The following is an 11843-nucleotide window of genomic DNA, read 5'->3' as shown; positions in this document are numbered from 1 at the left end:
AAACCGCCGCATGCCCCCAGCCCCCACCCCACCGACCGTGAACGGCGACTGGCTCATACGCGCACGCGACGGCAGGCTCGCCGTCTACGCCTGCGAGAGCGACGCCGTGGTCTGCCGCACCCAACGCCACCCCGGCGAGCCCTGGACCGCGCCCCGCGTCGTCGGCGGCGACCAGCGCGTCCACCCCGTCCTCGCCGTCGCCCAGGGCACCGACACCTACGCCCACCTGGTGTCGTGGCGCCCCACGGTCTCCGGCGAGTCCGGCCTCGTGCACTCCACACACTTCCAGCCACATCTCACCGCCCTCGACTGGAACCCCCTCGGCCACCCCAACAAGAAGGGCGCGAGCACCGGCGTCCCCGCCGTCACCGTCGACGCCCAGGGCCGCGCCCATGTGTTCGTGCCCAACCGGGGCGGCGGGGTCAGCATGCGCGGTCAGAAGGAGAAGGGCGGCTGGGGTCCCTGGCGCGACCTCAAGGGCCAAGGGGTGCGCGGTCCGCTCGCCGTCGTGACGGGTGAATCCGGCCTGGTCACGGCGTACGCGGCCACCCAGGACAGCATCCTGTGCTGGCGCCAGGCCTCACCGGGCGCCGTCCCCGCCCCGGACGAGGAGCCGCTGCCGGTCAGGGCCCGCCCCGGCACCCTGCGCGCCCTCGCCACCTCCGCCGAGCACACCACCCTGTTCTTCACGGACGAGGACGGCGAGCTGTGCGCCTGGCGCGGCACCGCGGCCGACGAGCCCGTACGCCTCCTCACGGCCGCGGGCCCGGGGCCGGTCTCGGCCATGCGCTGCGAACTCGACGGCCACGACTGCACGTTGCTGGCCCAGCGCGCCGAGAGCGGCCGCGTGGCCTTCGCCGCCTACCCGACCGAGCTGGAGTCTGCGGGCGCCTGGTGGGCCGAGTCGGGCCCCGCCCTGCCGGTGGACGCGCGGGTCGCCCTCGCCACCGACGCCGCGGGACGGGTGATCGCGGCGACCTTCGTGCCCGGCACCGGAGCGCTGCGCCTGACCCACCGCAAGGACGAGCCCGGCCTCGCCCTCAAGGCGTGGGAACAGGCGGCCTCCGCGTAGCGGATCCGGACACGACAGTGCCCGGCACGCCAGTCGGCGTACCGGGCACTGAGGCTTCTCCTGTTACGCGGGGACGCTCGCGAGACCCTGCGCCAGGAACCGCTTGCCGTTCACACGCTCGCTGACACCCTCACGGTCCAGGTACGGCGTGACGCCGCCCAGGTGGAAGGGCCAGCCCGCGCCGGTGATCAGGCACAGGTCGATGTCCTGCGCCTCGGCGACGACACCCTCGTCGAGCATGAGCCCGATCTCCTGGGCGACGGCGTCGAGCACGCGGGCCCGCACCTGCTCCTCGGTCAGGACGGAGTCGCCCTGCTTCAGGAGCGCGGCGACCTCCGGGTCCAGCTCCGGCTTGCCGCTGTCGTACACGTAGAAGCCGCGCTTGCCGGCCTCGACGACCGCCTTCAGGTTCGGCGACACCGTGAAGCGGTCCGGGAAGGCGCGGTTCAGCGTCTCCGAGACGTGCAGACCGATGGCCGGGCCGACCAGTTCAAGGAGGACCAGCGGCGACATCGGCAGGCCGAGCGGCTCCACGGCCTTCTCGGCGACCGGCACCGGGGTGCCCTCGTCGATGACGTTCTGGATCTCGCCCATGAAGCGGGTGAGGATGCGGTTCACGACGAACGCCGGGGCGTCCTTCACCAGGACCGCGGTCTTCTTCAGCTTCTTGGCGACACCGAAGGCCGTGGCCAGCGAGGCGTCGTCGGTCTGCTCGCCGCGCACGATCTCCAGGAGCGGCAGGATCGCGACCGGGTTGAAGAAGTGGAAGCCGACGACCCGCTCGGGGTGCTTCAGCTTCGACGCCATCTCCGTCACCGACAGCGAGGACGTGTTCGTGGCGAGAATCGCGTGCGCCGGAGCGACCGCCTCCACCTCGGCGAACACCTGCTGCTTGACGCCGATCTCCTCGAAGACCGCCTCGATGATGAAGTCGGCGTCGGCGAAGCCCTCGGCCTTGTCCAGGACACCCGTGACCAGGGCCTTCAGGCGGTTGGCCTTGTCCTGGTTGACGCGCCCCTTCAGCAGGAGCTTGTCGATCTCCCCATGGACGTACGAGACGCCCTTGTCCACGCGCTCCTGGTCGATGTCGGTCAGGACGACCGGCACCTCCAGGCGGCGCAGGAACAGCAGCGCCAGCTGCGAGGCCATCAGGCCCGCGCCGACGACGCCGACCTTGGTGACCGGCCGCGCCAGGCTCTTGTCCGGCGCGCCCGCGGGACGCTTGCCGCGCTTCTGCACCAGGTTGAACGCGTAGATGCCGCTGCGCAGTTCGCCGCCCATGATGAGGTCGGCGAGCGCCTTGTCCTCGGCGTCGAAGCCCTTCTGGACGTCGCCGTCCTTCGCGGCGGCGACGATCTCCAGGGCGCGGTACGCGGCCGGGGCGGCGCCGTGCACCTTGGAGTCGGCGATGGCGCGGCCGCGGGCGACCGCCGCGTCCCAGCCCTCGCCGCGGTCGATCTCGGGCCGCTCCACCTTGACGGTGCCGTTGAGGACGGAGGCCGTCCACACCAGCGACTGCTCCAGGAAGTCCGCGCCCTCGAACAGCGCGTCCGCGATGCCGAGTTCGAAGACCTGCTTGCCCTTGAGCTGCTTGTTCTGGTTCAGCGAGTTCTCGATGATGACCGAAACTGCTCGGTCCGCGCCGATCAGGTTCGGCAGCAGCGTGCAGCCGCCCCAGCCCGGGACGAGCCCCAGGAAGACCTCGGGCAGCGAGAACGCGGGCAGCGCCTTGGAGACGGTGCGGTACGCGCAGTGCAGACCGACCTCGACGCCACCGCCCATCGCCGCGCCGTTGTAGTACGCGAACGTCGGCACGGCCAGGCCCGAGAGGCGCTTGAAGACGTCGTGGCCGCCCTTGCCGATGGCCAGCGCGTCCTCGTGCCGCTTCAGGATCTCGACGCCCTTGAGGTCGGCGCCGACGGCGAAGATGAACGGCTTGCCGGTGATACCGACACCGACGATCGTGCCCTCGGCCGCCTCCTTCTCGACCTGGTCGATCGCGGCGTTCAGGTTCGCGAGCGAGCCCGGGCCGAAGGTGGTCGGCTTGGTGTGGTCGAAGCCGTTGTCGAGGGTGATGAGGGCGAACCGCCCGGCGCCCGCGGGCAGGTCGAGGTGACGTACGTGGGCCTGCGTCACGACCTCGTCCGGGAACAGCTCCGCCGCACCCTTCAACAGCTCAGTGGTGGTGGTGCTCACTTGTCGCCTCCGGCGTCCTTGTGGTGCGGGTTCTCCCAGATGACCGTGGCGCCCATGCCGAAGCCGACGCACATGGTGGTCAGGCCGTAGCGGACCTCCGGCTGCTCCTCGAACTGCCGGGCCAGCTGCGTCATCAGGCGGACACCGGACGAGGCGAGCGGGTGGCCGAAGGCGATGGCGCCGCCGTACTGGTTGACGCGGGTGTCGTCGTCGGCGATGCCGTAGTGCTCCAGGAAGGCGAGGACCTGGACGGCGAAGGCCTCGTTGATCTCGAAGAGACCGATGTCGGAGATGCTCAGGCCCGCCTGGGCGAGGGCCTTCTCGGTGGCCGGGATCGGGCCGTAGCCCATGACCTCGGGCTCGACTCCCGCGAAGGAGTACGACACGAGCCGCATCTTGACCGGAAGGCCGTTCTCCCGGGCGAAGTCCTCGGAAGCGATGATCGAGGCGGTGGCGCCGTCGTTGAGCCCGGCGGCGTTGCCCGCCGTGACGCGGCCGTGCGTACGGAACGGCGTCTTCAGCCCGGACAGATTCTCCAGCGTCGTGCCCGGACGCATGGGCTCGTCCTGGGTGGCCAGACCCCAGCCGGTCTCGCCCGCCTCCTCGTTGGTGCGGCGTACGGAGATCGGCACCAGGTCCTGCTGGATCTTGCCGTTGGCGTACGCCTTGGCGGCCTTCTCCTGCGAACGCACCGCGTACTCGTCGGCGCGCTGCTTGGTGATGGAGGGGTAGCGGTCGTGCAGGTTCTCGGCGGTCATGCCCATGAACAGGGCGGACTCGTCGACGAGCTTCTCGCTCACGAACCGGGGGTTCGGGTCGACGCCCTCGCCCATGGGGTGGCGGCCCATGTGCTCGACGCCGCCCGCGATCACCGCGTCGTACGCGCCGAACGCGATCGAGCCGGCCGTCGTCGTCACGGCCGTCAGAGCGCCCGCGCACATGCGGTCCACCGAATAGCCCGGCACGGACTGCGGGAGCCCCGCGAGGATGCCCGCCGTGCGGCCGATCGTGAGCCCCTGGTCGCCGATCTGCGTGGTGGCGGCCACCGCGACCTCGTCGATCTTGGCCGGGTCCAGGGCCGGGTTGCGGCGCAGCAGCTCCCGGATGGCCTTCACGATGAGGTCGTCGGCGCGGGTCTCGTGGTAAATGCCCTTGGGGCCCGCCTTGCCGAACGGGGTGCGGACGCCGTCGACGAAGACGACGTCCCTGACGGTACGAGGCACGATGGCTCTCCTCCAGGGTGCGGTGCGCCTGCGGCGCGCTTCCTCCGGTCATGCTACTTGTCGGTAACTATGAGGCCAAGGGTTGGTCCGGGGAGGCACACGTCACATGCGGTGCGCAGCCCGGACGCCTGCCTCCGTCCCACCGCTCCGCGGCGGGTTCCTCCCACCCGCCCACCCGTGACTGCCGTCCCAGTCGTACCGCCTGGAGACCCGCTTGTCGGCTCGCGGCGGGGTGGTGTGGTGTCTCGGGGGTGAGGTCTGTTGTTGGGGTGTCCGCCGGTGGTCGGCTGCATCCCTCCGCCGCTTCGCGGCGGGTTCCCCCCACCCGCCCACCCGTTCGCCGCCGTCCCAGGGGCACCGGCGGGGGTGGGTGTCGGGGTGCCGAAGTGGGTGCTCGGGCCGGCGTTCGGGTCTGTCGGGTCGAGAGTCGTCTGCAAGTTGGTTGATGGGGGGCGGGTGGGAGATCGCCGCGCACCGGCGGGGGTGGGTGTTGGGGTGCCGAAGTGGGTGCTCGGGTCGGCGTTCGGGTCTGTCGGGTCGAGAGTCGCCTGCAAGTTGATGGGCGGGTGGGTGGGAGAGACCGCCGCGCAGCGGCGGGGGTTGGCGCCCCGGGGGAAAGGGTGAGGCGCCCTCGGGGATGAGGGCGCCTCTGGTGGGGTCGGGGTGGTGCGGTCGGGCAGGGGGCAGGGGGCAGGGGGCAGGGGGCAGGGGGCTCGGGCCAGGGGCCAGGGGCCAGGGGGGCCGGGGTTTACGGGGCCGGGGTTGTGAGGGCTGTGGTGAGGGTGGGGGTTACCTGGGTGATTTGCCAGGGGCGGGCGCCGTGGGTGGCCAGGGCTGTGGAGACCGTGTCGGGGGTGAGGTCGGACGGGGGCTCCCAGCAGACGCGGCGGACCGTGTCGGGGGTGATCAGGTTCTCCTGGGGCATGTTCAGGCGCTCGGCGAGCGCGGAGACGGCCGCGCGGGCCGCGGACAGGCGCGCGGCGGCGGCCGGATCCCGGTCGGCCCAGGAGCGCGGCGGCGGCGGCCCCGCCACCGCCTGCCCGGGCTGCGGCAGCTCGGAGTCCGGCAGCGCCCGGGCACGATCGACCCCGGCCTGCCACTGCTCGAGCTGGCGCCGCCCCATCCGGTGCCCGAACCCGGGCAGCGCGGTGAGCGCGTGCACATTCGGGGGCAGGGCCAGAGCCGCCTCCACGATCGCCCCGTCACTGAGCACCTTGCCGGGCGAGACGTCACGACGCTGGGCGATCCGGTCCCGGGTCACCCACAGTTCCCGTACGACAGCCATCTGACGCCGCCGCCGGACCTTGTGCATGCCGGACGTACGCCGCCAGGGATCCTTGCGGGGCGGCGCGGGCGGCGCGGAGGCGATGGCGTCGAACTCCTCGCGGGCCCACTCCAGCTTCCCCTGCCGGTCCAGCTCCTTCTCCAGGGCGTCCCGCAGGTCGACGAGCAGCTCCACGTCGAGCGCGGCGTAACGGAGCCAGGGCTCGGGGAGCGGACGGGTCGACCAGTCGACGGCGGAGTGACCCTTCTCCAGGACGTACCCGAGGACGCTCTCGACCATGGCGCCGAGCCCGACCCGGGGGAATCCGGCGAGCCGCCCGGCGAGCTCCGTGTCGAAGATGCTGGACGGGACCATGCCTATTTCCCGCAGACACGGCAGGTCCTGGGTGGCGGCGTGCAGCACCCACTCGGTACCGGCGAGCGCCTCGCCGAGCCCGGACAGGTCGGGGCAGGCGACGGGGTCGATCAGCGCGGTGCCCGCGCCCTCGCGGCGCAGCTGGACCAGGTAGGCGCGCTGGCCGTAGCGGTAGCCGGACGCCCGCTCGGCGTCCACGGCCACCGGTCCCGTACCGGCGGCAAATGCCGCGATGACCTGCGCGAGCGTCGCGTCGTCGGCCACGACGGGCGGAATGCCGTCACGCGGTTCGAGCAGAGGGGTGGGTGTCCCTTCGACGGAGACGCCTGTGACGCCTTCGTCCGGAGGAGCGCCTCCGGTGGTTCGCAGTGAACTGTCTGCTGCGGTCTCTTGGGCGTCGGTCACCTGTCAAGGGTATCTGTGAACGCACGGCGCCCGTCGACGGAACGTTACGTCGACGGGCGGCCGGGGGGTGTAAATCGGTCAGTGGATGATTCCCGTGCGCAGGGCCACCGCGACCATGCCCGCCCGGTCGCCGGTACCGAGCTTGCGTGCGATGCGGGCGAGGTGGCTCTTGACGGTCAGTGCGGACAGGCCCATCGAGACGCCGATGGCCTTGTTGGACTGCCCCTCGGCCACCAGGCGGAGAACCTCCACCTCGCGGCCCGACAGTTCGCGGTAGCCGCCCGGGTGGCTCGGGGTGCCCGGCGGGCGCCGGTGCATACGGGCGGCGGCGGAGCCGATGGGGGCGGCGCCGGGACGGGTGGGCAGACCCACGTTGGTACGGGTGCCGGTGACGACGTAGCCCTTGACGCCGCCCGCGAGGGCGTTGCGCACGGCGCCGATGTCGTCGGCGGCGGAGAGCGCGAGTCCGTTGGGCCAGCCCGCGGCGCGGGTCTCGGACAGGAGGGTCAGGCCGGAGCCGTCGGGAAGGTGGACGTCGGCGACGCAGATGTCGCGGGGGTTGCCGATGCGGGGACGAGCCTCCGCGATGGACGAGGCCTCGATGACGTCACGTACACCGAGGGCCCACAGGTGGCGGGTCACGGTGGAGCGGACGCGGGGGTCGGCCACGACGACCATGGCGGTCGGCTTGTTCGGGCGGTAGGCGACCAGGCTTGCGGGCTGCTCGAGGAGAACGGACACCAGGCCTCCTGGGGTGGCGGGTCGGAACCGGCTCGGGGATGAAGCCGGGACGAACCGTACGTTTCAAGGTCACAGACCTCTTCGGCACCAATGGCACCCGCCTTTAGGGGATGATCACGATTTGGTGAGTAACAAATTCGGGCGATTCGGACGCGTGATCGATCATCCGACGATCAACCCCTCTCACCAGGCGTGCCGTTCCCGTCGCCCGCGCTCGACCCCCGGCCACGTCAACGCCGGGGGTCATCGCCGCGACGCCGGGGGTACCGCGCTCCCGCGCCCTCAGGTGGAACGGGGCCCCCGCCGCTGCGGCAGCGACACCACTGAGCCGTCGGCGGCCGCCACCGGCGGCAGCCCCGCGATCTGGCACAGCAGGTCGCACCACGCCGCCAGGTGCGCCGCGGTGTCCGGCACCCCGGTGGCAGACTCGCGCGGCGTCCAGGACGCGCGGATCTCGATCTGGGAGGCGGGCGGGCGCTCGGCGAGACCGCCGAAGTAGTGCGAGCCCGCCCGCGTCACCGTCCCGCTCGGCTCCCCGCACGCCAGGCCCCGGGCGGCCAGCGCCCCGGTCAGCCAGGTCCAGCACACCTCCGGGAGCAGCGGGTCCGCCGCCATCTCCGGCTCCAGCTCCGCCCGCACCAGCGTCACGAGCCGGAACGTCCCCTGCCAGGCGTCGTGCCCGTCCGGGTCGTGCAGCAGCACCAGTCTGCCGTCCGCCAGATCCTCGTCGCCGTCGACGACGGCCGCCTCCAGCGCGTACGCGTACGGAGCGAGCCGCTTCGGCGACCGGGTCTGTTCGACCTCGATCTGCGGCCGCAGCCGTGCCCCGCGCAGGGCGTCGACGGCAGCACGGAACGGCGGTGGACCCGCGTCCGCCACCACCCCCTGCGCGCCGTCCATCTCGCCCGCGTCGTCCGACCGTTGTCCTTGAGCCGCAGCCATGCGGGGAAGATTAAGGGGAACGGCGCCTCCGTGCAGGGAGGCGCCCCTCTCGGGGCGCGCTTTGCTCACTCCTTGACACTGGCTCGGGGTGGTGTCCGCCTGTCGCGCTGCGTGCTTGTCCTCGTGCGCCGGGCGGGCTGGTTCCTTCCGGGTGTGGGTTTTGTCCCTTCTCGCCGTGGGGGTGCTGGTCCGTCGCGCTTTGCGCTCGTCCTCAAACGCCGGACGGGCTGGGTGTGTCCGGCTGCGGGCTTTCTGCGTGCCGCAGTGGGGGAGTTCCGTCGGCTGACCCGGCGTTCCGGGGCTCCGGGCGCGTGCGAGACTTTGGGGGTGAGTGTCAATGACGAGGCCACGGGCCGGCAGAACGCAGCTACGTACGACTCCGCATTCCTGAAGGCGTGTCGGCGGGAGCCCGTGCCGCATACGCCGGTCTGGTTCATGCGGCAGGCCGGGCGCTCACTGCCCGAGTACCGCAAGGTCCGTGAGGGCACGGCCATGCTGGAGTCCTGCATGATGCCGGAGCTGGTCACGGAGATCACGCTGCAGCCGGTGCGCCGCCACGGCGTGGACGCCGCGATCTACTTCAGCGACATCGTCGTCCCGCTCAAGGCCATCGGCATCGACCTCGACATCAAGCCGGGCGTCGGGCCCGTCGTCGAGCAGCCGATCCGCTCCCGCGCCGACCTCGCGCGGCTGCGCGACCTCACGCCCGAGGACGTCTCGTACGTCACCGAGGCCATCGGGATGCTCACGCGCGAGCTGGGCGGGACGCCGCTCATCGGATTCGCCGGTGCGCCTTTCACCCTCGCGAGCTACCTCGTCGAGGGCGGTCCGAGCCGTAACCACGAGCACACCAAGGCCATGATGTACGGCGACCCGCAGCTGTGGGCCGACCTGCTCGACCGGCTCGCGGAGATCACCGGTGCCTTCCTGAAGGTGCAGATCGAGGCCGGCGCGAGCGCCGTGCAGCTCTTCGACTCCTGGGTGGGCGCGCTCGCCCCCGCCGACTACCGCCGCTCCGTGATGCCCGCGTCCACCAAGGTCTTCGAGGCCGTCGCGGGGTACGGCGTGCCGCGCATCCACTTCGGTGTCGGCACGGGTGAGCTGCTCGGCCTGCTCGGCGAGGCCGGGGCCGATGTGGTCGGCGTCGACTGGCGCGTGCCGCTGGACGAGGCCGCTCGGCGCGTGGGTCCCGGCAAGGCGCTCCAGGGCAACATCGACCCCGCCGTCCTCTTCTCCTCCCGCGAGGCCGTCGAGGCGAAGGCCGACGAGGTGCTCGCCGCGGCCGCCGGGCTGGAGGGGCACGTCTTCAACCTCGGGCACGGCGTGCTCCCCACCACCGACCCCGACGCCCTCACCCGGCTCGTGGAGTACGTCCACACGCGTACGGCCTGAGGCGCGCGTACGGCCTGAGGCGCGCGTACGGCCTGAGGGGCGAGTCCGCACCCCCTCCCGGAGCCCGACGCCGCGCGCGACGCCCCCCCTGGGCCCCGGGAGGGAGCCCCCCCACCATCCGCGGCCGCCCTCCCACCTGCCCCCCGACGGGTGGGAATGCGGCCCGCGGGCCTCGCCGAGGGCCACCGGACCGAGGTCCGGAAGCCCGAGTCCCCCCAGCGAACCGAACGCCTGTTGCCGTGTGTGTTCGTTCCGCTCTGACGCGTCACATAGTGCGGCCCGCCCGTGGGGCCTGTGCCGATTCTGTGAAAAGTGGCGGAAAAGAGCGGGCAGCTGCTGGGAGGCGTGGGGCGGGGCGTATGGGGCCCGTGGGGAGGGGTCCGGTGTCGCCGTGTGTCCGGTGGGGATGACGGCGTGGCCGCTCAGCGGGGTTCGGGCTGCCTCGTCGGCGTAGTGCATGGTGCACGCATGTATGGGGCGTGCGCCCGGCGTGTTCGGGTTTTTGCAGTGGACCGGACCAATGAAGGAAATCGGCCACGCCCCAGGGCTTGCCGAACGCCGCACCGGAATGCCGGAAAGCGCGTTCTGACCTGCACGGCAGACGCGTTCCGGGGGAGCGGTGCGCGGTGGGTATCAGGCCCCGTTCCCCACGGTGCCGGGCGCCGTCGCGCCGTGCCCCCGGAACCCGTCGCCGCAAGGGTGCGGACCGCGCCAGCGGCAGGGGGGCGGCCGGACGGCGGACACCTCAGCCCCGGGTGCCGCCCCGCCGCACCCCCGGCGCCGCCCCCGCCGTCCCCGGCGCCCCCGACGCCCCCGTCCCTCAGGCCCCGCCCGCCCGCACCGCCGACACCGCCTTGCGCGCCGCCACCAGGACCGGGTCCCACACGGGCGAGAACGGCGGCGCGTACCCGAGGTCGAGCGCCGTCATCTGCTCCACCGTCATGCGTGCCGTCAGCGCCACGGCTGCCACGTCGACCCGCTTGGCCGCGCCCTCGCGGCCCACGATCTGGACGCCGAGCAGCCTGCCCGTGCGCCGCTCGGCCAGCATCTTCACCGTCATCAGGGCCGCCCCGGGGTAGTACCCGGCCCGGCTCGTCGACTCGATGGTCACCGCCACGTACTGCAGGCCCGCCGCCCGCGCGTCCTTCTCCCGCAGGCCCGTGCGCGCGATCTCCAGGTCGCAGACCTTGCTCACGGCCGTGCCGACGACGCCCGGGAACGTGGCGTACCCGCCGCCCACGTTCGACCCGATGATCTGCCCGTGCTTGTTCGCGTGCGTGCCGAGCGCGATGTGCCGCTCCCGGCCCGAGACCAGGTCGAGGACCTCCACACAGTCGCCGCCCGCCCAGATCGCCCCGTCCGCGACCGGCCCCCGCACCCGCATCGCCAGGTCCGTGAGCAGGCCGCCGTGCTCCCCGAGCGGCAGCCCGGCGGCGCGTGCGAGCGCGGTCTCGGGGCGTACGCCGATGCCGAGCACCACCACGTCCGCGGGGAACTCGCGGTCCTCCGTGGCCACGGCCCTGGCCCGGCCGTCGTCCCCGGTGAGGATCTTGGTGACCTCGGCGTCGTTCACCATCGTGATGCCCATGCCGGTCATCGCCTCGCGCACGAGGCGGCCCATGTCCGGGTCGAGCGTGGACATCGGCTCCCGGCCGCGGTTGACGACCGTGACCTCGTAGCCCCGCCCGATCAGCGCCTCCGCCATCTCCACGCCGATGTAGCCCGCGCCGATCACCACGGCCCGGCGGCCGGGCGTCCCGGTGAGCGTGTCGAGGAGCGCCTGTCCGTCGTCCAGGGTCTGCACGCCGTGCACGCCCGGGGCGTCGATGCCGGGCAGGTCCGGGCGCAGCGGCCGGGCGCCGGTGGCGATCACGAGCTTGTCGTACGCGGTCCACTCCTCGGCGCCCGACGCGAGGTCCCGTGCGCGCACCCGCCGCTCCCGCGCGTCGATCTCGACGACCTCGGTACGCATCCGCAGGTCGATGGAGCGTTCCCGGTGCTCCTCGGGCGTCCGCGCGATCAAGTCGTCCCGCTCGGCGACGTCGCCGCCCACCCAGTAGGGGATCCCGCACGCCGAGAACGAGGTGAAGTTGCCCCGCTCGAAGGCGACGATCTCCAGCTCCCGCGGCGACTTCAGCCTGCGTGCCTGCGACGCGGCCGACATCCCGGCCGCGTCCCCTCCGATGACCACCAGTCGTTCACTCATGCGGACACGCTACGGGGCAGGGGCAGT

The 11843-nt window shown here is 72.5% G+C and carries 8 protein-coding genes; 2 read left to right on the top strand and 6 right to left on the bottom strand.

The window, feature by feature from the left end:
• Nucleotides 1-37 precede the first annotated feature (37 nt).
• Nucleotides 38-1072, top strand: a complete 1035-nt coding sequence (locus ACZ6AA_RS28275; RefSeq protein ID WP_468456361.1) for a PLL family lectin — start codon at nt 38-40, stop codon at nt 1070-1072.
• 63 nt (nt 1073-1135) lie between these two features.
• Here ACZ6AA_RS28275 and ACZ6AA_RS28270 read toward each other — a convergent pair whose 3' ends face one another.
• From ACZ6AA_RS28270 to ACZ6AA_RS28250, 5 genes are all read right to left on the bottom strand, one after another.
• Nucleotides 1136-3268, bottom strand: coding sequence for a 3-hydroxyacyl-CoA dehydrogenase NAD-binding domain-containing protein (locus ACZ6AA_RS28270; RefSeq protein ID WP_468455994.1), 2133 nt, complete (start codon nt 3266-3268; stop codon nt 1136-1138).
• Nucleotides 3265-4491 carry a thiolase family protein gene (locus tag ACZ6AA_RS28265; RefSeq protein ID WP_468481130.1) on the bottom strand — a complete coding sequence of 409 codons (1227 nt, stop codon included), beginning with the start codon at nt 4489-4491 and terminating at the stop codon, nt 3265-3267. The genes ACZ6AA_RS28270 and ACZ6AA_RS28265 overlap by 4 nt, the downstream gene beginning before the upstream one ends.
• 748 nt (nt 4492-5239) lie before the next feature.
• Entirely contained in the window at nt 5240-6535 is a 1296-nt protein-coding gene (locus ACZ6AA_RS28260) for an HRDC domain-containing protein (RefSeq protein ID WP_468455990.1), read from the bottom strand.
• 78 nt (nt 6536-6613) lie between these two features.
• On the bottom strand, nt 6614-7276 hold the full coding sequence (locus tag ACZ6AA_RS28255; protein ID WP_016643199.1) for a response regulator transcription factor: 663 nt from the start codon (nt 7274-7276) through the stop codon (nt 6614-6616).
• A gap of 282 nt (nt 7277-7558) precedes the next feature.
• Nucleotides 7559-8218 (bottom strand): DUF3000 domain-containing protein, encoded by a 660-nt coding sequence (locus tag ACZ6AA_RS28250; protein WP_289944662.1) that lies wholly within the window; start codon nt 8216-8218, stop codon nt 7559-7561.
• Between the two features lie 327 nt (nt 8219-8545).
• Here ACZ6AA_RS28250 and hemE point away from each other — a divergent pair, with 327 nt between their 5' ends.
• Nucleotides 8546-9610: a uroporphyrinogen decarboxylase gene (hemE, locus tag ACZ6AA_RS28245; RefSeq protein ID WP_468481128.1), complete on the top strand. Its 1065-nt coding sequence runs from the start codon at nt 8546-8548 to the stop codon at nt 9608-9610.
• Nucleotides 9611-10430: 820 nt separating this feature from the next.
• Here hemE and ACZ6AA_RS28240 read toward each other — a convergent pair.
• Nucleotides 10431-11816, bottom strand: coding sequence for an FAD-dependent oxidoreductase (locus ACZ6AA_RS28240; protein ID WP_468481127.1), 1386 nt, complete (start codon nt 11814-11816; stop codon nt 10431-10433).
• Nucleotides 11817-11843: the final 27 nt, after the last annotated feature.

It is taken from the genome of Streptomyces sp. NPDC040610, assembly GCF_055594065.1.
This window is presented reverse-complemented; position numbering and strand designations above follow the sequence as displayed.